The organism is Pseudoalteromonas sp. 2CM41L (genome assembly GCF_023161905.1).
In the GTDB taxonomy this organism is placed as follows: Bacteria; Pseudomonadota; Gammaproteobacteria; order Enterobacterales; family Alteromonadaceae; genus Pseudoalteromonas; species Pseudoalteromonas atlantica.
The window spans coordinates 1-24,579 of sequence record NZ_JALNTN010000015.1; the positions used below are offsets into that span (position 1 = coordinate 1).

Consider the following 24,579-nt stretch of genomic DNA (forward strand, 5'->3'; position numbering starts at 1 on the left):
CTGGTTTAGCGCCAAATGAATCTGAGGTTAGATACCAAGATTCTAAAACTGTGGCCAAAATTAGTTGACCACTACACTGCGTAGAATTTTAATGGGTGTAATTTGTTAGGTTGAATCAGCATCTTAATTTTTTGTAGAAGATAAAAAGCCATGATGTTTTATATCACCTTTATGTAATGGGTAATGCAAAATGAGTTCACGCCGCCATTTATCAATTTTAGAGCTTGTGCCAATTGCACCAAGCTCTATTTCAACTCAAAAATTGCAACAAAGAATGATTGAACGTGGCTTTGATATTCCAACCCGCATGCTCCAGCGAGACCTCCAATCACTTTACGATCAAGGTTGTTTTGGGCTTGAAAAAGACACGCGTAGTAAGCCGTATGGTTGGTCTATCAATGCGCAGTGGCGAGGTGGTAATGCGAAAATAATGGGCAGTGAAGTGGCTCAACATTACTTGTTGCTAGAGCAGTTAATACCGCAATCTGTCCCCAAAGATGTTAAACAGTCGGTACGTATTAAAGCAGAGCAGGCTCTTAAACGTTTTAATGGTCATGTACCTAGTTGGCTTGCAACCCTTCCAAAATCGTCATTAAAAGTGAATATTGATACTCAGTTAGTTGAGCAAATTGAGCATGCGATTAAGCATAAGCGTGTCGTGAGCGCTGAGCTTTATAGGGTACTTTACGATGAAGCACATTGGTTGAAGTTTGCTGAGTTGAGTTTTTACAACTTAGTTGAACAAGGCGGCGTTTTAATGGCGCAGTTTATGGTGGGGCAACTTCACGATAAATGCTATCAAATGCCGGTTTATCGCATTCGTAATGTACATGTACTACAAAAAAATCGTAGAGAACCGAGTACTGAACAACTAAAAACGTTGCGCAGTGCTATTAATAAAGGCATGAACCAAGAGTGTATTGAGCTTATCGTAAAAGCTCCCAAACACTCTGCGGTTAATCAAGGATTTATTGAGCTTGGCGAGATGACCGATAAGCAAAGTATTGATGAAAAAAACGTATTACTTACCTACCAAACTATTGATACCGAGCAATTAACCGATGAGTTGCTTAAATATGCTCATTGGCTTGAAGTGATTAAACCTGAAAAGCTGCGACAAAGAATTGTTAGCAAGCTTAAAGCGGCCGCTAACATTTATAAATAACTCCAACTAATTTAGGTGCGTCAAAAATTGACGCACCTGTTTGTTATGCTCCTTTTAAAGATGAAGGAGGTGTTATGTTTCAATTAATTCAGCAGAATGATGGTTTATCAATCGGTGTATTTGGTATTGGTGGGTGCGGTTGTAATACGCTTAACAGTATTTTTGAGCAACGCGAGTCTGATCAGGCGCACTTGTACAGTGTTAATACCGATAAAGTAGTGCTTGAGCATACACAAAGTGATGAAGCTGTGCTTATAGGTGCTGAGCTCACTCATGGTTACGGTGCCGGCGCAGACCCTAAAGTTGGGTTACAAGCGGCAGAAGAGAGTAAAGAGCAGCTCTTAACGCTCATTAATGGTTGCGATATAATTCTGTGTGCAACAGGGTTGGGTGGTGGTACTGGGACTGGCGCCAGCCCTTACATTGCACAACTTGCTAGTGAGCAAGGTAAGCCCATTATATTTGTTGCTACATTACCATTTAGTAGTGAAGGGCAGTTTAGGAGTAATATAGCGCAAGCAGGTTTAAATGAGCTTAAAGAGCATGCTAATGCTGTTATTACTCTCCCAAACGATCAACTTATTGAAGTGCTAGGTAATGATATTGGTTTATTTGACGCCTTTAAGCATAGCAACCAAATACTTCATTCACTGATAAAATCATTAATAGACATGCTTTGTTTTCAAGGTTTGATCAACGTTGATTTGAATGATTTTGCCAAAATTATGGACTGCCAGGGCGATGCGGTACTGGGTGTTGGTAAATGCGATGAAGAAAGTGAGCTCACTACTGCACTTGATGCGGCGCTAAACAACCCGCTAGTTAATCAAGTGGATATGTCATCAAGTACGGGGGTGATAATACAAGTTAATTGCAAAGATGAAATTTCCCTGGGCAGTTATAATCTCATTACCGATACAGTACGCCATCAGGTAAGCCCTAATGCGTTAGTTATTTGTGGCGTCTCTAAAATAGAGAGCTTATCAACTAATTATGAGCTGTTGATCATCGCAACCGGTGCAAGTGCTAAGATGATTGTTGAACCTTTCAATAAAGCGCCTAGTAGCGAAGTCGAACAATCGTCAGCTGCAAGAGCTAAACCCCAAACTTCTGATATTTTTGACATACCAGCGTTTATACGTAATCAAGTTCCAGCACCATCTGAAAAATAACTATTATTATATAGCTTAAAGGGTTGTTAGTTATTGCTTTCAGAGTCTGAATACATTTTTCAGTGAGATAAACCTATGAATGTATATTTAGATGATGAAAGAGAAGCACCAGCCGGTTGGTTACGAGCCTATTGGCCTGACGAAGTGATTGCATTTTTGAAGAGCGGCAAAGTAAAACAGCTCAGCCTTGATCATGATTTAGGAAATGATAATAAAGGCACTGGCTATGACGTTTTACTTTGGATTGAGCGGGCAGTGTTTATTGATGGTTTTGTACCACCGACAATAGCCGTTCATTCAGCCAATAGCTCAGCACGAATTAAAATGGAATGCGCAATTGCACAAATTAATTTACTGGCTAGGCATTAATACTGAATGAGACTAAAAATGAGTCACGTTCTAAAGTGATCGCCACTGAGCGAAAAGCATCGGATATTTTTGATACCCCTGCTTTTAGAAGAAATCAATCTGCACCACCTAGTAAAGCCCTTTATAGGTTTTGTAAGCAAAGAAAAAGTTGGATAGCTATATGTAAATGCTACTCTAGTATTTGTAAAGGGCGGCTCTTTTTAAGCTTTTGGGCTTGCTGGGTTATATTACACCAGATAGTTGAATAAGCACTTACTGTACTTTTGACTTTGGCGATAAATTTATTTGAATAATCTAATTTTAAAAATGATTTTTTAACCGTTTTGTTTTTTAACTTAGTCTGTATTTTTACTTCTTTAAGTATTTCCTTCTCAAAAAGGGAAAAGTTTTTATAAAGTGCTTTAATATCAGTGTTATATATTTTATTCGAGTGGTCATAATGTTTACTCATCGGATCGTGCTCTGAAACAGAGTGATGAAGCATTTTTTTAGACTCAATTTCAGCAATTGTTGATGACCCAATTTTTTTAGTTAGCACTTCTTTCATGTGCGATTTTAAGAAGCTGCGAAGTAGTGTTGGAAATGCTCCGGCTGAGCCTTTTATATTTATGTTATCTCGCGGGGCCGCCACCATGTTTTTTGGCGCATGATATTTAAGAGCTCGGTTTAAACTCTCTTTACTGATGGGTTTTGAGTCGTCTTTAACCTTGCAAAATAAGTAGGTACGGTTTGTGTCTGGGTTTAATTTTAATTCTTGCTGTATTGCTTTTTTCATCTCGGGTGTGAGTTGTATTTTAAACTCTTTTTGGTTTTTCATAGCACCGCGAGTGGTATGGGTTGTTTCAGGAAACGTTAAAAACTTAGGATTATCTAAATCATCTATATACGACAGGCGCAAGTTACAAATATTTATGGGTCTTAGCCCAGTAAACATCATCAGTAGTACGGCATTTATTAATGTATTATTTTTAGATGTTTTTAGGTTTATGTATAGCTGAGAAATTAGAGATATATCAGTATAGGCCTTACAAGCAATAGGCTTCGAAGTTCTAGACGATATATAATTATTGTCTACTTCTAGGAATGGATTAGTGCCGTTATTATACTTATTTTTTGCGAATACCCACAGTTTTTTCATCTGCTCGAATTGCTTAGCCACATGCGGGCCACTTTTCTCTGTTAGTAGTTGGTCAAGCGTTGCTTCTATTATCTCAGGCGTAATAGTCTGAAATAACGTATTTTTACCAAAGGCATTTTGAATTGCATTAAGGTAAGAGGTGTATGTTTTTACTGTGGTGCTAGCTAACTTGCTAGGGCTATGTTTATTAATTGCCTGTAAGTTTTCTATTTGTTTACTCACTACAAATTCGAATGTGTAATTAGAGGTGTTCTTTTTGTATATTTCGGCCGCTTTTAATTTCGCTGCTGAAAAACTCATATCATTAGAATCACCAATCTTTGTGTTTTTTATGCCATGTTCTTTTTTAAAATGAGTAAAAAATTTAATAATGCCATCATGCTGGAAGACAATTCTTATTTGATCTTTAAGTTGATATTTTGAAAGTCTTTTTCCTTTTTCTTGCGCCAATATAATAGTCGCAAGACTGGCTAGCTCTTCCATTGACTCGTCATTGTACGGTGGCTTAAATGCATTAAATTCAGCCATGCAAAGGTCACGACTTTTAATCGTGACCTCACATGGTTTTACTGAATTTAATACTGATGTTGCCATTAATATAAAAACCTTAAAAAAGTTAAAATCCTCAAATAATTGATGAGGTATCGCTCTAATAAGGCAATGATATGAAATTAGTTTTTTTTACAAAAACTTTGGTAAGTCGAAATTAAACTTTTTTTAATTATTTTTTGCTTTGGCCTCATGGGCATCTAAATATCTCTCAACGACAGCTCTTCCCTCTGCTGTTAATATTAAATCTTTTGTTGTCCTTCCAGTGTCTCCAAGTGGCTGGTTGATGAAATTTACATAGCTACCTTTGTAAACTAAATAAGCTTTAATTCTATCTCTCAGGGCTTTTTTTACGTTATTTTCTTTAAGATTTTTAGCTTGATTACTTTGCATGCCGGTAAGTCTCATTTTTTGGCTTTCAAGCTCCTTCGCTCTTTTCAAAATACTTACTTCATGAATTTTAAAAACATTAAATTTTAATTTTGTAGAGGTTCCAAATAACTCTTCAGACCTATCATAGTTAAGCCCATTCGGATCATCGTTTTTTCTAAGGTGATGAAGCGCTAGTCGGGTTAGTTCTTCTGCATGTCTAAAATGGTAGCCGTTATCAACCATAATCGCTTTTGTGTTGGATTTAAAAAAGCTTCGACACATTGTGCAAAAGGCTCCAGCAGATCCTTTCATTACAATATTTCTTTGATCACCTTTTACTGCATCAACGGGTGAATAATCTTTTATCACCTTATCTAACGATCTTTTTGCAAATGGCTTTCTAACGTCCCGTGGCTGAAGAAATATATGAGTAGGATTACAGTTCGGAAGCGCATTTTCCATCCACGCTCTTTGTTCCAAAATAATCGCACGCATAGCTTTGGTTAATGGCAACTTGTATTCTTTTTGGTTTTTCATTTCGCCACGCACACCAACAACGGATGCTGGAAAGGTAATTAACGTAGGGAAATCGATACTATTGAGCCACTCCCATTTCATCTGCGGAATGTTGATTGGGCGTATACCTGTTAAAATCATAAATCGAGCAGCGTTCTTTTGATGTATATTTGGCGCTGATGCCAGGTTAATCCATAATTCAGCTATCGAATCGAGATCAGTATATGCTTGGCAAGGTCTAGGGCTTTCTACTCGGTCAGATACATAAAAGTCATCAATGTCAGTTGCTGGATTTTTACCAGAGTTAAATTTGTTTTTGGCAAATTTCCATACCCTCCTAATTTGTGCAAAAAGTACGATTGCCTGAGTATTTGACTCTGCCACAATAATGCGATCAATAATCTTTTCTAACTCGCCCGCTGTAAGTGATTTAAATGATTGATTAAGTGGAAAATGTTGCCTGAGTTTTTTCAACATGCATTGGTATGTTTTAAGAGATGACGCTGCAAACTTTGTCGGCGCAGTGTTATGGCGCTCAATTAGGCTTTTCTCGTAAGCATTAAAAACTGTTTTAACAGTGTGGTTGTTTAATACTCCCTCCTGCATTTGAGCAGTAAGCTTACATGCTTTTGTTATTGTTAATTCGGGCGTTTCACCTAACTTTGTATTTGCTATGTCAGAGGTTTTAGGGAAGTTAGAATAGTAAATGACATTACCAGATTTGGAAAAAATTAGTCGAATGTGGTGTTGCGCGTCATATTTTGACAACCGCCTAGTGCGCTTTGTTTTAACGCCTTGTTTTAAATCACATTCCTCTTCGTAAAGTATGATTTTTTTGGCCAGCGTAGCACACCGATTTATATTATACATAGAAAAAGGCGACTTTAGCTGTTTCCATTCTAGTTTAGCTTTTGTGTATTGGGCTTTTGTAAGCGTTGATAATGATTTTTTCATTTTGATAAAACCTAAAGAAATAACAGCCTTACGGCGATTTCTATTGACTTAAATCAACAAAGCAACATAGAAAAATAGGCATAATGTGCGGTTGAGGCTCACATCTAAAAACAAAAAAGTGTGTTACGAATGTGTGCTACGATTTAATAAAAAATAGTGGTTTTTTATTAAACTAATACGGCTTAAAAAATAGCCTATAAATACTTTTTATTTTATTAACTCATTGTTTTAAATTAATTTTAATTGAAAGGGCTACAAAGTGGCTTTACTTATAAATAACAAGTGCATTAACTGCGATGTATGTGTAGATGAGTGCCCCAACAGCGCGATTTTTATGGGGTCAAAAACTTATCAAATAGACCCAGATAAGTGCACTGAATGTGTGGGGCATTACGATAAACCAACGTGTGTCATAGTGTGCCCTATTAATTGCATTAAAAGCGATCCTTTAAATAGGGAGTCACTTGAGCAGCTCGCACAAAAGTATGTAAACCTAGTTGAAAGTGAAGGCTGAGCACATAAAAAGGAACATATGCTTACAATTTTAGCAAAAAAATAGCTTAAACTACTTATTAATTATCGCGTTATCATTAATACCTCCTATACTGGAAGTAACTTGATTTAGTGTTTTTTGGTAGGGAAATTAATGTTTTTTTCAAAAGGTAAGCAAAACGAAATAGCCGCTTTAAAAGCCCAGTTGTACCCTTTAGAGCAAGTGTGGGAAGGGCTTTACAAAGAAATGCTGGTACTTAATGTACTTTATGATGGGCGAATTTCGCATGCTAACGATAACTTTTTAAACGCATTAGGTTATAACGAAGATAATTTAACAAATAATCAGCTAGGCGATTTTATTGCTGATCAGTCGCGGTTATCACCTGAATACGAAGAACTTGAAAAAGCATTCCAAAAAGAAGGCCACTGGAGTGGGGCTATTGAATTTGTTCGCCAAGATGGTAATGCAGAGTGGCTAAGATTAATTGTGCACCCAGTGGTGGGTGAGCAAAATCAATTATTGTATTTTTCGGTGTTTGGCACTGTACTTACTAAAACCATTACAACCTCTCGAGAACAAAGCGACACAATAAAAGCGATTTATCGCTCTATGGCTGTGATTGAGTTTGATTTACAGGGGCATGTGTTAACGGCAAACGATCAGTTTTTGTCAGCCATGGGGTACAGTGAATCAGAAATAATTGGCCAGCATCACCGGGTGTTTTGTGAAACCGAAGAAGCTAATTCGGCTGAATACCAACAGTTTTGGAGCAAGCTTAGGCAAGGCCAATTTATTGCCGACAGGTTTAAACGCATAGATAAATATGGCAATGTAATTTGGTTAGAAGCCACCTACAACCCTATATCAAATGATGCGGATCAGCTTTATAAGGTAATGAAATTTGCCACCGTAATTACTGAGCAAGTAAACCGTGAAATTGCTATTTCGCAAGCAGCCGAAATAGCCTATGGCACCTCTACAGAAACAGATAAAACCGCAGAGCGTGGCAGCTGCGTATTACAAGAAACCGTATCTGTTATGAACGAGCTGGCTGTAAACATGGAGCAAGCAGCTAACGAAATTTCGGCGCTGGATCAACAATCTCAACAAATAGCCAGCATAGTACAAAGCATAAGTAGTATTGCCGAGCAAACCAACTTACTTGCACTCAATGCTGCAATAGAGGCTGCGCGTGCAGGAGAGCAAGGGCGCGGGTTTGCTGTGGTTGCTGATGAAGTAAGGCATTTAGCGTCAAGAACATCAAAAGCAACAGAAGAAATTGTGGAAGTGGTGCAGCGTAATCAGTCACAAACTCAAAGTACGGTAGCGGTTATTGAGCAAGGCAAAGAAAAAGCAGAGCAAGGTTTAGCGCTTTCTAAAGAGTCGGGTGAGGTTATGGCAGAAATTCAAGATGGAGCCCAAAAAGTGGTTAATGCGGTGGGCCAATTTACCAGCCAATTAAACTCTAATAACTGATTGAGTAAATACGTTAAAACAACAAGCATAAAATAAAACCGCGAAAGCGGTTTTTTGCTTTAACAAGAATGCGTACCGGCACATATTAAATAATTTGAACTGTGGGTAATAAACCTATCTCTGGCTAGAGAAAATAAATTTAACTATCACTGGAATTCAATTTGTTAGTAAATCTCTTAATCGGAGTTCAGGTGAAGTAAAGCGGCGGGTAATATTTTTATAACAAGGGGTTATTTCCACTTTAGGTAGCATTAAATAGCTTAAAAACGGGCGCATAAACCCTAATAAGAATAAATAGTGAGGTGTGAGTTATTTTTTAACCACAGTTGAGACTAAATTAAGCCAAGCGTTAACAATACATTAAGTTTCGCCATGTAAACTTTGCAGCAATTTGCCATTACGTACTGCAATACGCTAATGGATCACTGATTTGCTTAGCCTAAGCAATGTAAATGGAATAGCTGTAAAAAATGATTAATTGCCTACGTCATTATCCTTTATCTAAAGTATATAAATCTTTATTTTGTGCATCACTTATTACCTCAAGCCCATTTAGCTTAGCTGATGATGCTGCCTCACAAAACGCTAAAACACTGCTTAAAAAAAATATGGAAGTAATTGAAGTACGGGGTATACGCTCAAGCATGGCTGAGAACTTAGATGTTAAGCGTATGTCTGGCTCTGTGGTGGATGCAATTACTGCCGAAGATATTGGCAAATTTCCTGATAAAAATGTAGCGGATTCGTTGCAGCGTGTCCCCGGCGTTGTTATTGAACGCGATGGCGGAGAAGGGGCATCGGTGAGTATTCGTGGTTTATCATCTGAGCTTACATTCACTCAGCTTAATGGCAATTTTATAGCCTCATCACCTGGAGAGCCTTCACGCTCGTTCGATTACACTTTACTGCCCTCTGCCATGATAGAAAGCGTAGAAGTGTATAAATCGCCCGAAGCGCGTTTAGATGAAGGCGGCGTGGGCGGCACAGTATTAATGCATAGCCGCAAGCCTTTAAGCATGGAGGCAAACTCAGGTGTATTTAACGTTGAATCTACTTACGCCGATGTGACAAAAGAGTACCAGCCGCAATTTAGTGGCTTATATTCGTGGAAAAATGACGACGACACCTTTGGCGTATTAGTAGGTTATACCTATCAAGAGCGTACTAATCGCACTTTAACAGGCAGCACCGATGCAAATGTATGGCGTTACACGGGTGGCGGTCAACCGACTGATATTAATGGTAATGCCGTTGATAATAATAACGGGTGGGATACGATAAGTGATGCCAGCGGTAATCGTTATGATGGCGTGTGGTTTCCGCAAGTTGTACGTGGCTCTGTGCTTAATGAAAAACGTGAGCGTGAAGGTATTCAATTTAGTACACAATGGCGCCCAACTAATCGTTTAGAACTAGGGTTTAACTACTTTGGCTTTACACTCGGACAAGACCGAACCGAATCAGTCATTGATATTCCTGAGTGGTCACTTAATCCTGATTTTTTAACCGCAGTAACCCTAGACGAAACAGGCACCATTGCAACGGGTATGCAATATAATGCCAGTGCTAGCGGTGTTGAAAACGATATGCAATTTCCGTGGATGCGTGGCAGTTATGTACGAGAAGAGTCTACCTCCGATACTATCGATTTTAATTTAACCTACGAAGGCGATAGCTTTAAAGCCCGCTTTGTTATTGGTAACACTCAATCTGAGGGCGGCCCTGAAGAAAGCTGGGAAGCCGCTTATAAAAGCTCAAACGCCGGCGAAAACGAAACCATTATTCAAAACGCATCGCAAAGCGCAGCGTGGTCTTTAAATGAAAATAATGTATCGCTGAGTATTGACCCCAACACATTAGCTAACTTGCAAAGTGGCTTGGGCGGCGGGCGTGATGCTGGTTCGTCAAATTCAAGCTTTGTGCGCAGCGAACTCGAAGAGGATTATTATCAAGCCGACATCGACTTTTATGTTGATTGGGGGTTTTTAAAAACGATTAGAACCGGGGCTAAATATCGCCATGCCAATTTACACCGCGAGACCGGTAATACGTTTTTTTTAGATCCTAACTTTGATATTGCTGCAGGTGAAGCGAGTGAGCAAGGTATAACGCAATTTGATAGCTACCAATGGAATGGCGGTATGCCACTTGCCGAGGATGTGTTTATTAATCAAACCAATATAGTTGGCGGGTTTAATATAAACCAAATGCCCAGCATAGATTGGGATAAATACCGAGATTTAGTAACCGATAACTACACGCCTTATACCCGCATAGAAGATAACTTTGTATACGATATTGAAGAAAAAACATCAGCGTTTTACATCCAAGGCGATTTTGAATTTAGTGAAGTAAGAGGTAATTTAGGTGTGCGCGTAGTACAAACTAAAACCTTAACCTCTTCTACCGATTTATATACTTATCAACTTGATCACACCAATGATGAAACAGGCGAGCCGGTAACTGGCGATGCGCGTTTTGTAGAAGACTATCAGTTGGTTACACAAAAAAACACCGACACACAAATTCTGCCAAGCTTTAACATAGCGTGGGATGCCACCGACGATTTAGTAATTAGAGGCGCTATTGCTAAAGTGATGGCGCGACCAGATTACAGCGATTTAGGCTCGCAGCAGCGTATCACGTTTGTATCAGATGAATGGGCAGAAGACAGAGCGGCATTCAACGAGCTTGCGGGCTTTAGTGGCAGTGGCGGTAATAAAAATTTAAAACCTTTTGAATCAGTGCAGGCCGATTTATCTATTGAATATTATTACGCCGAGGGCTCTGCATTGGGGTTAGCGCTGTTTCATAAAAAGGTTGATAACTTTGTTGTGCCGCTGGTAATAGATATGCAGCAAGATTTTGCAGGCAAAGAAAATATAGTAGAGAGCGGTGTAATTACCGTTGCGCCATACAGCACAGTGGGTAACGGCACCGATGCGGTATCAAAAGGGGCCGAAGTATTTATTCAACATGCATTTGCAGGTGGTTTTGGTTTTTATGCTAATTACACCTATAACAAAACCAATAAAGCCGATGTAAGTGTAAATGGTGAAGAATTTGGCCAATCGCCATTAATTGGAAGCGCTAAATACCAGTACAACACCTCTGCTTATTACGAAGGCGAGTACTTTACTCTTCGCGCGTCGTACAATAAACGCGGCGAAACAGTACTTGGCTTAAACAGCGGTTTAAATGTATACCAAGACCCTTACGAGCAAGTTGATGTAAATGCCGCCATTAATATATCTGATGGCTTAAGCTTAACAGCTTCTGTTATTAACTTAACTAAATCGGAAACAGTTACGCGTTTAGGTAATGATAGCGATGCGCGTTTATTAAGTTCAAGTTACTCAGGTAGGCGCTACTACGCGGGTATAAATTATAGCTTTTAAATAAAAGCCCACTATACGTTTTTAGCACACTAACCTTGTTAATGAATAGCATGACTATTATGATGAAATTATTATAAAAGGATGAAGAAAATAAATTAATGAGTTACCAACCGTTGATAGATGATTCTGCTTCACTAATCGAATTTACGCGTGTGTATTTAGCGCTTTTTTATACGTTTGTGGCGGGGTTTTACACCGTTAGAATTATTTATAAAAACCGTTCAACGCCTGCGGGTGTTATTTTTCCTGGCGCTAAGTTTTGTACTAGCTGGTGGAATCATATGGCGTTTAAGTTTTTTAGAGCTGCTATATGGTTTGTGTGTGTGCTGCGTGTGTTTGTGCCTGCCACCGATAACTACTTAGGTATGTTTTATACCTTAAATGGGTGGCCGGGTGTTATGTTTGGCAATATTATGCTCACGGCGGGCTTTGTGCTCAGTATGGTTGTTCATTTTCATATGGCGTCACTTTGGCGCTCGGGTATAGACCCAAATGGGCCTCAAACGCTTAAAACTACCGGGTTATATAGTTTTTCGCGCAACCCTATGTATGTCGGTGTGGCAACTGCTCAGCTGGGGTTCTTTTTAGCATTACCAAGCTTATTTAGCTTAATTTGCCTTGCTGTGGGCTTATATGCGCTTTATAAACAAATAGCCGTTGAAGAAGCGCATTTAGTCACGCGTTTTAATAATGACTACCTAAAATATAAGCAAACCGTACCGCGCTGGTTGTAGGTTATTCAACGGTTGCTTTTATTTGCAGATGGCTATTTATAAAATCTTGCTTTGAAAGCGGTTTAGAATATAAGTAGCCTTGAATGTAATCACAGCCCAACGCGATTAATTGTGCTTGTTGGTTTGGTGTTTCTACCCCTTCGGCGACCACTTCTACCCCTAAGTTATGCGCCATAGTAATTATGGCTTTAATTAGCGCTATACTGCTGCTATTGGCTTCAATATTTTGTATAAACGATTGATCTATTTTAAGTATATCAATGTCTAACTGCTGCAAGTACGCAAGCGATGAGTACCCAACACCAAAATCATCAATGGCAATGTCTATATCAAGCGCATTAAGGCGTTTTAAATGATGCTGAATCGCGTTATCTGGGTCCATTAAGCTGTTTTCAGTTATCTCAATTAATATAGTATGAGGTGGCAAATTATAAAGTTTGCACGCCTCTACCCATTGGGTAACCCAAACACCGTCGCGATCAATTTCTAAAGGCGAGGTATTTACACTAATTTGCACCGGTGTATAGCTTAGTTTATTAAACTGCACCGCATCGCGAACAGCTTGCGATTTAACCCATTCACCTAGCTCTTTTATCAAGCCATTTTGCTCTGCTATATCGATAAATTCAACAGGGCCAATAATACCTCGCTCTGGGTGGTTCCAACGGATCAGCGCTTCTGCTTTTTTTAGCGTACGTGAATGGGGGTCCCATATTGGCTGATAGTAAAGTTCAAATTGGTTGTTATTTAAGCCAATGCGTATTTCTTCTATAAGGCGGCGCTTTTCAATCGCCAGTTCTTCCATTTCGTATGAGAAAAACTCAAACCTGTTTCGCCCCTTACTTTTTGACAAATACATCGCTTGGTCGGCTCGTTTAACTAAGGTTTCGACCGATATGCCGTCATGCGGAAAAAACGCCACGCCTATACTCGCGGTTACCTGCACATGTTCGTTTTTTATGGTTATTGTTCGGGTCAGGCTTTTCATTACATCGTGTGCAATGTGCGAAACCGCTGTTGTATCGCTTATTCCTTTTAGTATTAGGGTAAACTCATCACCGCCTAAGCGCGCCACTATGTCTTGCTGTTTTAAGCATCGGCGAAGTCGCTTAGCCACTTCGTGAAGTAATAAATCACCAAAGTCGTGGCCTAAGCTATCGTTTACTTCTTTAAAGCCATCTAAATCAATAAATACCAAAGAAAATGGTTGTTCAGGTGTGCTTACAAGCTGTTGCAGGTGCTCATAAAAATAACGGCGGTTAGGTAGGTCGGTTAAGCCATCTTGATAGGCATATTGATGCAGCTGAACATTCGCATTTTCGAGCTCTTTTGTTCTGCGTTTTACTTGGTTTTCTAGCAGGTTATCGCGCTGTTCTATAGTTTGTAGCATGGCATTAAAACAGCTAGTTAGCTTACCCACTTCATCTTTTGAAAGCTCTTTTGCACGTAAGCTATAGTCGTTAGATGAGGTAATTTGCTCTGCTGTTTGTGCTAAATATAAAATGGGGTTTAAAAAACGCTTTCTGAGCATTAGCGATACAAGCAAACTTAAAATAAAGCTAAAAATCATTAATACAATAATAAACCGGCCATAAAAAGCGGCTCTGTCGTTTAAGTCACTGTCGTCGGCGCGCACAATCAGCGTACCGTAGCGTTGAGCGTCAATTGTTAATGGTGTTTTTACTTCTATTGTATGCGGGGCTGAGCTTTCTTGGCTGTATTTAGGCGAGGTTACGCTTGCAATTTGTTGGCTCAAATTGTTTATCACTTCTACCGATACAATGTCGGAGCGCATTAACAGCGGCTCAATCAGCTCTTTTATTGCGGCGGTGTCGTAAAATATTAAAGCAGTACTAATATTGGGGGCTAATATTTGCGAGAGTGATTTTAGGCTTTGTGTTTGTTCTTGTTTTGCGGTTTTTAGCTCATACGCGCTAAAAACAGCAGTAACGGTAGCCGTAGAAATAAGCGCAACGCTCATTAAAATAAACAGCAGCTTTTTACTCATTGAGTTGAGTGAGAAGTAGTTTTTCATTATTTACCCCTCAACTACACGTGCTAGGCGCAGCACTTTTGAGCTCATAGTAATGCCTGCTTTTTTAAGCTTGCTTGGGGCAACTTCAAAGCGCACCTTACTACTTGAAAGAAAAAATCGAATATGTCCTTGTGCGGCTATAAAGCCATCGGTTTCGCCAACTATCATTGTATTTTTTAAATTAAGCGCGGGGTGGGCATCTAACCACATGTTATAGGTATTATCGGTAATAAATACTATATCACAGCCCTCAAGTGCAGTTGCCTCGAGGGGAGTTAGTTTATTTCGTAAGTGGCGTTTATGTACTTTTCTGTTTTCTAGGGCGGCATTTGCTATTGCTATAAATTGGCTGTCGGGGCTACAAATTAAAAAGTCGGAGCCGTTTTCGGGTGCAGATTGCCATTGCCCTAAGCGGGCAAAGTTATATAAAAAGCCTGCTTTAAGCACATATTCTTTTTGCACCGCAAACGCGCTTGAGCTTGTACAAAGCGCAAGGCAAAAAAATAGGTAAAGCAATCGATTTAAAGGCTTAAGCATTGGCTCTCTTAAAATGTTGCACTAACAGAAAACGTAACACACTCGTCTATGTAATTAGGAACCGTAAATGTTTCGCGAGTATTGGCGTATTCTATGTGTGAGCCTGCAAATAAATTTTTGCCTGATACTGCTGTGGCCCAGTTATTGTTTATTTTCCAGTTCCATGTAAGGTCTACAGCGGTGTAGTTATCTGTATTGTAAGTACTTGAGTTTTCGGCTCTTAGCGTGGCAAAAATAGAATGCTGCTCAGTTAATTGGTAATTCAGTTTAGTAAATAATTGTCTGTTTACTGAGTCGTAGCCAATAGTAGGGCGCGTTGCATTAGGTAAGTCGTAATCTATTTTTGTATAGCTGTAACCAACTTCGCTGCTTAAGTCGTCCATTAGTTGCATCGAGAACAATAAATCACCGCCGGTTGTGGTGGTTTCACCTACCGAAACAAAGTCGTAATCTAAGCTTGTTGTTTGAAGCGCCGCAAATGCTTGTGACACTTCCCCGGCTAAGTAAAAGTTTAATGCAGGTATAAATTGTTCTACATGGGGGTTTAAACTAATTACGGCAACATCATCCGCTTGCGTATTAAATGCAGAAACATCTAAAGACCACTCCGCCTTTGATATACGGTAGCCTAGCTCGTACGAGATATAATTTTCGGCTTTTACGTTATCGTTACCATTTAAAAATGTAGCTATATGGTATTGATCTATTTCAGCAATACCCGACTGCATGCCAATTACGTCTGAGATTTTTTGGCCATTTACTCTAAAGTTATCGTTAAATTCAATTAATGTAGGAATACGCACACTACGTGAAATTGAACCCCATGCTAGGTGCTCGCTATTTGGCTGATAGGTAAAGCGGGCAAGGGGTTGGTTTTCCCAACCGGTTAAATCGTTATGCTCTATTTTTGTGCCTACAATGAGGTTTAACGTATCAGGAATAACACTGTATTGCGCTTGCAGCATAGCACCGTATTGATGAAGGTCTTCTAGGTCTTTATCGCTATTAATAAAAATGCTGTCTTGAAAAGAAATATCATTAAATCGATAATTAAGCCCCCAATCTACCTGGAGTGATCCGGTAATAAAGTTCATTTGATAATCAACGTCAATCGATTCAAAATCTTCATTTATATAGGGTTGTTCACCATGTTGTTTAAGCCATGACATTTGCAGCATTTGGTTTGCATTATCTGAAAGGCGATGCTCAACACGGGTCATTAATCGCGTATCGCGCCTATCTGCAATAGTTGGAAACTGCTGACTGCGGTTAGACGCATCTACTACCCCAGTAAGGTTTTGGCCGTGCTCTGTGTGGGTATGATCCCCTTGCAGGAGGATTGACCACTCATCGCTTGGCGTAAAATCAGCTCTAAAGCCGCCAGCGTGCTGTTTAGTAAAGTCATTAGGTTTAATGCGGCTGCCTTTTTTAGAAGGTGCGGTATTTTTAGTATTATAGTAGCCCCTGTAACTACCAATATCAGAAATATCACCACCATGGCGAAGGCTTATGTCGGCATTTATTTGATTACCTGTAATTGCTTTAGCGTAAGTGTTGCGTGTATCTAAGCTATTTTTAGTAATGATATTGATCACGCCGTTATTTGCGTTATTACCCCATAACAACCCGCCCTGACCACGAATAACCTCAATACGTTCAATATCGTATAAAGGCACATGCAACGACTCCCAATACACAGCCGCAAATTTGGGGGTGTATAGGCTTTGCCCATCTATCATTACTAATAATTTGCTGGAATACCGTGAAGCAACACCGCGTGCAGAAATAGCCCATTGATTGTTATCAAGTTGTCTTACGGTAAGGCCTGGCACCATTTTTAATGCCTCAGGAATAGAGGTAGCGCCCGAACTTGTAATTTGCTCTTTGCTTAGCACATAAATAGAAGAGGCGGTGTTAAAGGCCGACTGTGCTCGTTTCATTGCAGAAGTTGCTTGAACATCCATTCCCATTAACGCGTCAAGGTCTAAGTCATCGTCGTTTAATGGTTCTGCAGCAAGTATTGGTGAGGCAATAATAAGTGAGCACAATAGCTTTTTAGGTATTTTCACCTAGGTTTCTCCACAGGGATCAAAAATCAAAAACAGGATATATTTTTGTAAAACATTTGTTACCACAAAATATTAGCATACTTTATATTGCTAAAAGTACACTTTATTAAGCTAACTAGCATAAATTACTAAGTAGTAAGGGTGTTTTAAAATTTAACGCTAAATTATTAAAGTTTTGTAGTTTTTAAATAAAATTAATAAATAAAGCCTCAAAATCAAGTAATAAGGCGTGTAAATTAGGCGCTGCTTGTAAATTCGCTTATCTCATTTAGCTCGCTGGCTATATCATTAATTATTAGATGGTTTGTAAAACGCAGCACACCTAAACACACGCATTAATAAGGTAAATTACTTATAGTTAGCTGGTTCATACAGGCAAAATAATTTACCCTAAGTGTATTAGTCACTTTTATATTATTTGTTTTTATGAGCCTTCTTTTTTCTATTGCGCTAGCAAGCCTTCCTGCTTTACCCGAACCCGTTGCAAACAATGCCGTAGCTAAGGTTACTGTTGAAAACCAACGCTATTTTTTGAGTTTTATGGGGCTTGGTAAAAACAAACAACACACAGATGTACACAATAAGGTATTTTCACTAAAACTAGGCGACAGCGCTTGGCAGCAACAAGCGAGTGTGCCTTCAAGTTTGCCATTAAAGGGGCGCTTAGCTAGTACTGCTGTTGGCCTAGGTGAATACGCTTATATTTTTGGTGGCTACACGGTAGATAGCGATCATACTGAAATTTCAAGCCCCGATGTGTACCGTTTCGATATAAAAAACAATACGTATAAACACCTTGCGAGCATGCCAGTACCAGTTGATGACAGCGTAGCGCTAAGCTACAAAGAGCGTTACATATACCTTATTAGCGGTTGGCATAACGATGGCAACGTAAATTTAGTACAAGTGTACGATACTAAAAACAATACATGGCAGCAGGCGTCGCCTTTTTTAGGTGAGCCAGTATTTGGCCAAGCGGCTGCTATTAGTGGTAATACTATTGTTATTTGCGATGGCGTTAAAACCCAAGCAAATCCAGATTCTCGCCGCTCGTTTGCAGGTGTTGCGCAGTGTTTAAAAGGCACAATAAATGCCAACAATCCACTAAAAATAGACTGGCGTACTTTGCCCCACCCTACGGGGGAGTCGCATTACCGTATGGCTGCTACTAGCTACAATAACAATATTTACATGCTGGGCGGCTCTAACAACCCCTATAACTATGATGGTATTGGCTACAATAAAAAGCCCGCTCCGGCAAGCAACCATGTGTGGCGTTTTGATATAAAGCAAAACACGTGGCAGGTATTACCTAATGTAGCTATTGGCAGTATGGATCACCGTGGCCTACTTGAGCACAATGGGGCTTTATATCGTATTGGCGGCATGAATAATCAACAGCAAGTAATAAGCGATGTATTAGGGTACGAGGTAACACAGTGAATACACTTTACATTACCGGTGCAGGGGTAAGCGCGGCCAGTGGCATACCTACATTTAGAGGTGAAGATGGCTTTTGGACTATAGGCAGTAAAAATTATACGCCCATGGAAATGGCCACGCGCGCTATGTATCAAAATAATCCACGCGAGTTTTTAGCTTGGTATTACAACCGTTTTGCTGCCTATCGTAACCATGGCCCGAATGAAGTACACCATTGGCTGAGCGATAAAAACTTAATAACCCAAAATATAGATGGCCTTGATGGCAAAGCCGGTAACAAAAATTACATTGCTATACACGGCAGGCTCGATCAAATGACGTTATTTCATGAGCAAGGCGAAGCCGTTAAACCGCTTATGACTCCGTGGGATAGTGTAGATGAAAGCCGCCTGCATGAGTCTCTTTTTGAGCTATTTAATATTCAAAACCAAACACCGGAGCTTAGTCATTCGTTTAAGCCTTTTGTGTTGTTGTTCGATGAATTTTACACCGAGCTTTACAGAATAACCGAAGCACAACAGCGTATGCTAAACGCCGATAAAATTGTATTTATGGGCACCTCGTTTAGTGTAAATATCACCCAAATGGCATTAGAAATAGCCCGTAATTACGACATACCTGTAGAAGTGGTAGACCCTAACCCTGTTCACATAATGCACAGCAATGTAACGTACAAAAAAATGAATGCATTAGAATACATCCAATCTAATTAGAAAGTGCTATATTTTAAAGAGATTGCTAATGTTTTCTTAAATATTACAATCTCTTTATATAATATTAACGAGTCAATAATGTTATTATTATCCTTATTATAACAATACTAAAGAGACTTGAATGAGCGACCTAACTGCAATAGCAAACTTGTCCATTTTACTTGTAGAGCCTTCAGAGGTTCAGCAAAAAATAATAATAAAATCGCTTGCAGAAAGTGGTGTTAAACAAGTAGAAACTGCGGCTACTCAAGCGCAGGTTTTATCGTTACTTGAAAGTTACCACCCAGACCTAGTAATAAGCTCGATGTACTTATCAGACGGCACAGCCGACTCATTATTGCAAAAAATAAGACTTAAGCCCGCCACTGAACATCAACCTTTTATGCTTATATCGAGCGAGCGTAATAAAAAGTACCTTGAGCAACTACGCCAATCCGGTGTGTTGGCTATTTTACCTAAGCCTTTTAGCGCAAAAGCCATTACTCGCGCACTCAAAGCAACCCTCGATATAATAAGCGAAGAAGAAGTAGAGCTTGATCATTTTGATGTAACGCTACTTCGCGTACTTGTAGTAGACGACAGCCGCTTTGCTCGTAAACACATAATACGCGTACTTGCTGGCATGGGGATCCCCGAACCCGTAGAAGCCGAAAACGGAAAAGAAGCCATAGCGCACCTTAGTGAGCAATCGTTCGATTTAATCGTTACCGATTACAACATGCCAGAAATGGATGGACGCGAACTAACCGAAACAGTACGTGGCTCAAATGCTTACTCGCATATTCCTATTTTAATGGTGAGCTCAGAGGCAAACGACACTCACCTAGCTAATATTGCGCAAGCAGGAGTTGATGCCATTTGCGATAAACCGTTTGAACCGGCCACAGTGCGAGAATTACTTTATAAAATAATGTCTTAGTCTTTTAAAAAACGGCTAACAACAGCGGTAGTTAAATACATAACTACCGCTGTTTTGGCTTATTGGCTTGGCACGTTATATAACTGAAACGCTACAAAACATAAAATAACCGCAATACAGCTATCAAATACGCGCCATCTAAACGGGGAGCTTAAAACCTTTTTTAATTTTGGCGCAAACAACACTAAGCTACTAAACCAAATAACAGAGGCCACACAAGCACCAATAGCAAAGTGCATAGGCGCGGGTTGTAATGCGCCAATGCTGCCAAGCAGTAATACGGTGTCTAAATAAACATGTGGATTTAGTAAGCTTATAGCAAAGGCCGCAAGGGCAGTTTTCCACCAGCTCACTTTTATTACCTGAGTTACTTTTAACCCCGATGTGCCTTTAATTGCGCTGCGCGCAGAGCCAAATGCTAAGTAAAGTAACATAGCTATACCGCCCCACGTTAACCACGGTAATAACCCCGGCAGCCATAGCTTTAACTCATTAGCGGCAAATACACCTACAATAATTAGCGTGGCGTCGCAAAGTATACAAACCGCAGCTAAAACAAAACGGTTAGCGCCCGCCATACATTGGCTTAAAATCCAAATATTTTGCGCCCCAATGGCAATAATTAAACTTAGCCCTAACATCACACCCGACAAAAACGACATACTTCAAATCCACTCAAATAAAACCCGTTATCCAATGCCTTGCAGGGTAGGGGGGATTCTGTTACAAATCCAATGAATATATTTATTGTTATATGCGTAAAACTCATGATTGATTACCAGTTACTCAATGCGCTTAGTGCCGTTATAAGTGAAGGCGGATTTGAAAAGGCCTCAAAAAAATTATTTATTACCCAATCGGCGGTGAGCAGGCGTATTCATCAGCTTGAGGCCAAACTAGGCGAACCCGTATTAATAAGAACCCAGCCGCCAACGCCCACTGCACTTGGTAAACGTTTACTTAACCATTTACAGCAAGTATTGCAGCTAGAAGTGGCCCTCAATGTAGAGGCACTTAACGAGCACACAGATTTAAACACCCCGCTTAGCGTAAAGCTTGCTGCTAATGCGGATTCGCTTGCCACCTGGCTGCCCGAAGCACTCGCCGTATTAGATACAGAGCTTGCGTGCAAATTACGCTTTGAAGTCATTAGTGAAGATCAATCCATTGCTCATAAAAGAATGAAAGACGGCGAGGTTATGGTGTGTATTAGCTCATCCCCCGAGCCCGTTAATGGCGGGCTGGTAAGCCCGCTTGGCGCCATACGCTACAAAGCCATTGCAAGCCCCGATTTTATAAAACAACATAAGCTTACTGAGCTTTCGCAATTAGCGCATTTACCGTGCTTGGTATTTAGTGAGTATGACAAGCTACAACACCAATTTTTAGAAGATATTAATGGCTCAGCCCCACTGTTTACCCATATTTACCCTTCGTCAGAGGGATTTAAACAAGCCATGATAGCAGGCCTAGGTTATGGGCTATTACCTACCTTACAGCTAGGAGACTCGCTGGTAAAAGGGGAGTTAGTCGATTTATTCCCAGAATATTATATTGATACACCTTTGTATTGGCACTATTGGCAAACCGAAAGCCCGCAGCTTAAAACGTTGCGTAAGTTTGCATTACAAGTAGCAGGCAAACGGTTAGAGCCTATTAACCCATAAAGGCTAAGCCTGCGTCTATAACTGCCCTAATCTGTAAATAAGCAGTGCTGTTTTAGTGGTGTTTTTATTAAGCGAGGTTAAATCGGCGGTTTCGTTTTTAGTGTGTGCGCCACTGCCCATTAGGCCTAGGCCATCAAGCGCCATATCAACATGGTTTGCAGCAAACGAAATATCAGCAGCACCGGCATTACGTGGGTTTGCAGCCTCCACTTTGTTATAGCCTAAGTCTTGGCTTGCTTGGCTATACAGTGCAAGCAGCTTTTTATTACCCTTGGTGAGCCCCATTGGTGGGTAGCCGTCTTCAAAAATAAGCTCAGCGTGGCTACCATTTAAGCTTTTAGCCACTATTTGCTGCATCACTTTTTTAGCGCCTTCTACCTGCTTTGGCGAAAGCGCCCGTAAATCACCCGCTACATGCACGGTTTGCGCAATTACGTTACTTTTACCAAACGCCGTGGCTGACGAGTTAGCACTATCGTACTGTGCATCAGTACCGCCCACAATAAGCCCCGGGTTAAAGGTTAAATTAGGTTGTGTAGCTAGTTGCTCTCTAAAGTCATTTAAAATACGCGACGCCTCGTAAATAGCGCCATAGCCCACACTGTCACTAAATATTTGCGATGAATGTGCAGCATTGGCCGTTACATTTAACGTCCAGCCGGTATAGCCACGGCGCGCCGCCATCGCGGTTTTAATATTGTTATCGCCGTTCTCAAAACCTAGCGCTACGTCAGCCCAAATTGCAGCATCAACAATAGCTTGTTTAGATAAACTAAGTGGGCGACCGCTGCTTTCTTCATCGCCGGTAAGCAGTACTTTGATGCTTACGTTTTCAAGTAAATTGAGCGCTTGCAGGCTTTTAAGTGCGGTAATTATAATTGTGTTACCGCCTTTCATATCGGCTACACCTGGGCCGCTGGCGGTGTGTTCATCAATTTGTTTATAGGTAGTAAAGTTATCGTGTTTAGCAAACACGGTATCAAGATGGCCGATCATCAGTATTTTTATTGCATCGGGGTTTTTACTTTTGTGCGCAGCTAATACATGCCCTGCGCGGTTAAAAGCGCTGCCATCTAGCCACTCAACCTTAAAACCAATGGCTTTTAGTTGCTCGCTTGCAAGCGCGCCCACCTTTTTTACGCCTTCAATATTAAGCGAACCGCTATTAATGTTTACCGCTTGTTCTATTTCTTTAAGCGCTTGCGGCATGTTTTGCTCAACTTGTTTTACTATTTCACGCTCGTTTTTATTAAGCGCCGCGTGGCTTATAAGCGGTAGGGTACTAGCAAGGGTAAAAATAAGTGCTTGGCTAAATTTTAAAACTGACATAACAGCCTAATAATTGAAAGGTAGTTCAGCTAATATGAAGTAAAAATACAAAGGGTTCAATAGAAGTAGATTGTGATTTTTAACTAATTTTATAAACAACAACGAGTTACAAGATTAAGGGTTAAAGGGGGTATGCGTTACTGGTTTAAACGCAGGTGTTTAAAATAGAACCTCTTAATTAAGCAGCCAGTATAACTAAACAGCGATTTGCCTGGCATTGTTGATCTCCTCCATTTTGGGGTTTTGCTGCATTTAGGAAAAGTAAGGCGAAGCTAACTATTTGTTTACAGGTGTTTATTTTATAGCTAGGATAAAATCACTGTGCTATATGGACATTTGTCGGTTTGTAAAACGACAAATGTCGTAGACTAAATTGTTATGTTTCTAATTGGAGTTTGTAAGTGAGCAAAAGTAGAGACGAGTTTACAGAAACAACCAAAAGAACAATGGCTGAGAGAGTTGCTTGGCGCTGTTCTTTTCCTGGTTGTGGTAAAAATACAGTAGGTCCGGATTCGGCAGATCCTAAAAAAAGAATAAATAATGGAACTGCCGCACATATATGCGCGGCGGCTCCAAATGGACCTCGATATGATCAACGCATGTCAACAGAAGAAAGACGATCGATTACAAACGGAATATGGATGTGCAAGGACCACGGCACTCTTATTGATTCAGATTATACAATTTATTCCATCGATACTCTAAGGCAGTGGAAGCAAGAAGCTGAATATAAGGCAGCAGAAACACTCCGAGATCCTAGTGTGGAGAAAGTAGCTCAAAGTGCTACTTTTTTGCAATTGGGAGACAACTTAATGATCAATGTGCGATGGAGCATAGTTGATTCGAGTAAGTGGGTGTTTGAATTGGTAGATATGGTTATTGGCGAAATTAGTCATCTTAATCAATATATATTGGAATTCAATAACCTAAATGAGCATGACAAATTTGCTGTTATTGAATCACAAGGTGATGCTCGAAAATTGCTATCAATCTCGCTCAAACAGGATAACGGAACTTTTCTTTATCTTTCTGTTGCAGATAAGCTGCCTGTTGAAGACCCAAACCATATTGGCTCTGATCTAAGGTTGGGACCTGATGGTGATTTGTGCTTAGAAAATGGTCTTACACGTATTTCGGGTAAAGAAGCTGCCATTCAACGTCTCAGTACATCTATGGGGTTAATTAAGGGAGAAATTGAAGAATCTCCTTGGTTGGGATCTAAAGTAAGTTCATATTACAATCAATATCATAACCAATTTGAGCTTATGGCGCGCTTGATAAAAATGGAGTTCATTCGACTGTCGTTGATTCCGATGAAAAAGCATGGTCTATCTGGTGAAAGTAGGTCACTACCTTTTGTAAAAAGGTTTGTTCAAGTTTCTATTCAATCAATGCAATTGGTGCATTCAATGTTGCTAATTGATATCGAATTAGAGTGGGGAGATGACACAGAATGGAAAGGAACAATTCCAGTATTCGCCCTAAAAGAAACATAGCAAACGCTTTAAGACGGATTCGCAACGCGTGG

General features: G+C 40.0%; 19 protein-coding genes. 12 read left to right on the top strand and 7 right to left on the bottom strand.

Annotated features, from left to right (window positions below; genetic code table 11):
* Nucleotides 1-190: 190 nt before the first annotated feature.
* The 3 genes from MTF64_RS15475 (at nt 191) to MTF64_RS15485 (ending at nt 2,706) form a co-directional block, all read left to right on the top strand.
* Complete coding sequence (locus MTF64_RS15475) at nt 191-1,165, top strand: WYL domain-containing protein (protein WP_248451905.1); 975 nt, start codon at nt 191-193, stop codon at nt 1,163-1,165.
* A gap of 74 nt (nt 1,166-1,239) precedes the next feature.
* Complete coding sequence (locus MTF64_RS15480) at nt 1,240-2,337, top strand: cell division protein FtsZ (protein ID WP_248451906.1); 1,098 nt, start codon at nt 1,240-1,242, stop codon at nt 2,335-2,337.
* A gap of 75 nt (nt 2,338-2,412) precedes the next feature.
* On the top strand, nt 2,413-2,706 hold the full coding sequence (locus MTF64_RS15485; RefSeq protein WP_033011193.1) for a cyclic-phosphate processing receiver domain-containing protein: 294 nt from the start codon (nt 2,413-2,415) through the stop codon (nt 2,704-2,706).
* Nucleotides 2,707-2,875: 169 nt separating this feature from the next.
* Here MTF64_RS15485 and MTF64_RS15490 read toward each other — a convergent pair whose 3' ends face one another.
* Together MTF64_RS15490 and MTF64_RS15495 are read right to left on the bottom strand one after the other, a co-directional pair.
* Nucleotides 2,876-4,438, bottom strand: a complete 1,563-nt coding sequence (locus MTF64_RS15490; RefSeq protein WP_248451907.1) for a tyrosine-type recombinase/integrase — start codon at nt 4,436-4,438, stop codon at nt 2,876-2,878.
* A 123-nt stretch (nt 4,439-4,561) separates the two neighbouring features.
* The gene (locus MTF64_RS15495) at nt 4,562-6,235 is read right to left on the bottom strand and encodes a hypothetical protein (protein WP_248451908.1); all 1,674 of its coding nucleotides are present in this window, start codon (nt 6,233-6,235) and stop codon (nt 4,562-4,564) included.
* 259 nt (nt 6,236-6,494) lie between these two features.
* On the opposite strand from MTF64_RS15495, the gene MTF64_RS15500 reads away from it, so the two are divergent.
* The 4 genes from MTF64_RS15500 (at nt 6,495) to MTF64_RS15515 (ending at nt 12,339) form a co-directional block, all read left to right on the top strand.
* A complete protein-coding gene (locus tag MTF64_RS15500) occupies nt 6,495-6,749 on the top strand; it encodes a YfhL family 4Fe-4S dicluster ferredoxin (protein ID WP_024032926.1) in 255 nt (84 codons plus the stop codon).
* 132 nt (nt 6,750-6,881) lie between these two features.
* Nucleotides 6,882-8,207 (top strand): PAS domain-containing methyl-accepting chemotaxis protein, encoded by a 1,326-nt coding sequence (locus MTF64_RS15505; RefSeq protein WP_248451909.1) that lies wholly within the window; start codon nt 6,882-6,884, stop codon nt 8,205-8,207.
* 470 nt (nt 8,208-8,677) lie between these two features.
* Nucleotides 8,678-11,605 carry a TonB-dependent receptor gene (locus MTF64_RS15510; protein WP_248451910.1) on the top strand — a complete coding sequence of 976 codons (2,928 nt, stop codon included), beginning with the start codon at nt 8,678-8,680 and terminating at the stop codon, nt 11,603-11,605.
* A 98-nt stretch (nt 11,606-11,703) separates the two neighbouring features.
* Entirely contained in the window at nt 11,704-12,339 is a 636-nt protein-coding gene (locus MTF64_RS15515; protein ID WP_121638275.1) for an isoprenylcysteine carboxylmethyltransferase family protein, read from the top strand.
* A 1-nt stretch (nt 12,340) separates the two neighbouring features.
* Here MTF64_RS15515 and MTF64_RS15520 read toward each other — a convergent pair whose 3' ends face one another.
* Genes MTF64_RS15520 through MTF64_RS15530 form a run of 3 tightly spaced genes read right to left on the bottom strand, consistent with a single transcriptional unit; the run spans nt 12,341 to nt 16,980 of the window.
* Nucleotides 12,341-14,374, bottom strand: a complete 2,034-nt coding sequence (locus MTF64_RS15520) for an EAL domain-containing protein (protein ID WP_248443385.1) — start codon at nt 14,372-14,374, stop codon at nt 12,341-12,343.
* A 3-nt stretch (nt 14,375-14,377) separates the two neighbouring features.
* Nucleotides 14,378-14,911, bottom strand: a complete 534-nt coding sequence (locus MTF64_RS15525; RefSeq protein WP_095206797.1) for a YfiR family protein — start codon at nt 14,909-14,911, stop codon at nt 14,378-14,380.
* Nucleotides 14,912-14,919: 8 nt separating this feature from the next.
* Nucleotides 14,920-16,980 carry a TonB-dependent receptor gene (locus MTF64_RS15530; RefSeq protein ID WP_248451911.1) on the bottom strand — a complete coding sequence of 687 codons (2,061 nt, stop codon included), beginning with the start codon at nt 16,978-16,980 and terminating at the stop codon, nt 14,920-14,922.
* A 426-nt stretch (nt 16,981-17,406) separates the two neighbouring features.
* Between MTF64_RS15530 and MTF64_RS15535 the strand changes: the two genes are divergently transcribed.
* The 3 genes from MTF64_RS15535 to MTF64_RS15545 all read left to right on the top strand — a co-directional run bounded on the left by MTF64_RS15535 (nt 17,407) and on the right by MTF64_RS15545 (nt 20,055).
* Nucleotides 17,407-18,423 (top strand): kelch repeat-containing protein, encoded by a 1,017-nt coding sequence (locus MTF64_RS15535; protein WP_064387160.1) that lies wholly within the window; start codon nt 17,407-17,409, stop codon nt 18,421-18,423.
* Complete coding sequence (locus tag MTF64_RS15540) at nt 18,420-19,136, top strand: Sir2 family NAD-dependent protein deacetylase (protein ID WP_248451912.1); 717 nt, start codon at nt 18,420-18,422, stop codon at nt 19,134-19,136. The genes MTF64_RS15535 and MTF64_RS15540 overlap by 4 nt, the downstream gene beginning before the upstream one ends.
* Nucleotides 19,137-19,257: 121 nt before the next feature.
* Complete coding sequence (locus tag MTF64_RS15545; protein WP_248451914.1) at nt 19,258-20,055, top strand: response regulator; 798 nt, start codon at nt 19,258-19,260, stop codon at nt 20,053-20,055.
* Nucleotides 20,056-20,114: 59 nt separating this feature from the next.
* On the opposite strand, the gene MTF64_RS15550 is transcribed toward MTF64_RS15545, so the two are convergent.
* Nucleotides 20,115-20,717, bottom strand: coding sequence for a LysE family transporter (locus MTF64_RS15550; RefSeq protein ID WP_024032917.1), 603 nt, complete (start codon nt 20,715-20,717; stop codon nt 20,115-20,117).
* Nucleotides 20,718-20,822: 105 nt separating this feature from the next.
* Here MTF64_RS15550 and MTF64_RS15555 point away from each other — a divergent pair, with 105 nt between their 5' ends.
* The gene (locus MTF64_RS15555) at nt 20,823-21,722 is read left to right on the top strand and encodes a LysR family transcriptional regulator ArgP (protein WP_248451915.1); all 900 of its coding nucleotides are present in this window, start codon (nt 20,823-20,825) and stop codon (nt 21,720-21,722) included.
* Between the two features lie 15 nt (nt 21,723-21,737).
* Here the strand turns inward: MTF64_RS15555 and MTF64_RS15560 are convergent, their stop codons facing one another.
* The gene (locus MTF64_RS15560) at nt 21,738-23,051 is read right to left on the bottom strand and encodes a M20/M25/M40 family metallo-hydrolase (protein ID WP_248451916.1); all 1,314 of its coding nucleotides are present in this window, start codon (nt 23,049-23,051) and stop codon (nt 21,738-21,740) included.
* Nucleotides 23,052-23,452: 401 nt separating this feature from the next.
* On the opposite strand from MTF64_RS15560, the gene MTF64_RS15565 reads away from it, so the two are divergent.
* Nucleotides 23,453-24,547 (top strand): HNH endonuclease, encoded by a 1,095-nt coding sequence (locus tag MTF64_RS15565; protein ID WP_248451917.1) that lies wholly within the window; start codon nt 23,453-23,455, stop codon nt 24,545-24,547.
* Nucleotides 24,548-24,579: the final 32 nt, after the last annotated feature.

Bases quoted from the DNA above. Each gene is read 5' to 3' on its own strand.
- MTF64_RS15495 (WP_248451908.1), bottom strand. From the start codon at position 6,235: ATGAAAAAATCATTATCAACGCTTACAAAAGCCCAATACACAAAAGCT.
- MTF64_RS15475 (WP_248451905.1), top strand. From the start codon at position 191: ATGAGTTCACGCCGCCATTTATCAATTTTAGAGCTTGTGCCAATTGCA.
- MTF64_RS15545 (WP_248451914.1), top strand. From the start codon at position 19,258: ATGAGCGACCTAACTGCAATAGCAAACTTGTCCATTTTACTTGTAGAG.
- MTF64_RS15560 (WP_248451916.1), bottom strand. From the start codon at position 23,051: ATGTCAGTTTTAAAATTTAGCCAAGCACTTATTTTTACCCTTGCTAGT.
- MTF64_RS15535 (WP_064387160.1), top strand. From the start codon at position 17,407: ATGAGCCTTCTTTTTTCTATTGCGCTAGCAAGCCTTCCTGCTTTACCC.
- MTF64_RS15505 (WP_248451909.1), top strand. From the start codon at position 6,882: ATGTTTTTTTCAAAAGGTAAGCAAAACGAAATAGCCGCTTTAAAAGCC.
- MTF64_RS15490 (WP_248451907.1), bottom strand. From the start codon at position 4,438: ATGGCAACATCAGTATTAAATTCAGTAAAACCATGTGAGGTCACGATT.
- MTF64_RS15550 (WP_024032917.1), bottom strand. From the start codon at position 20,717: ATGTCGTTTTTGTCGGGTGTGATGTTAGGGCTAAGTTTAATTATTGCC.
- MTF64_RS15555 (WP_248451915.1), top strand. From the start codon at position 20,823: ATGATTGATTACCAGTTACTCAATGCGCTTAGTGCCGTTATAAGTGAA.
- MTF64_RS15525 (WP_095206797.1), bottom strand. From the start codon at position 14,911: ATGCTTAAGCCTTTAAATCGATTGCTTTACCTATTTTTTTGCCTTGCG.
- MTF64_RS15520 (WP_248443385.1), bottom strand. From the start codon at position 14,374: ATGAAAAACTACTTCTCACTCAACTCAATGAGTAAAAAGCTGCTGTTT.
- MTF64_RS15515 (WP_121638275.1), top strand. From the start codon at position 11,704: ATGAGTTACCAACCGTTGATAGATGATTCTGCTTCACTAATCGAATTT.
- MTF64_RS15510 (WP_248451910.1), top strand. From the start codon at position 8,678: ATGATTAATTGCCTACGTCATTATCCTTTATCTAAAGTATATAAATCT.
- MTF64_RS15485 (WP_033011193.1), top strand. From the start codon at position 2,413: ATGAATGTATATTTAGATGATGAAAGAGAAGCACCAGCCGGTTGGTTA.
- MTF64_RS15480 (WP_248451906.1), top strand. From the start codon at position 1,240: ATGTTTCAATTAATTCAGCAGAATGATGGTTTATCAATCGGTGTATTT.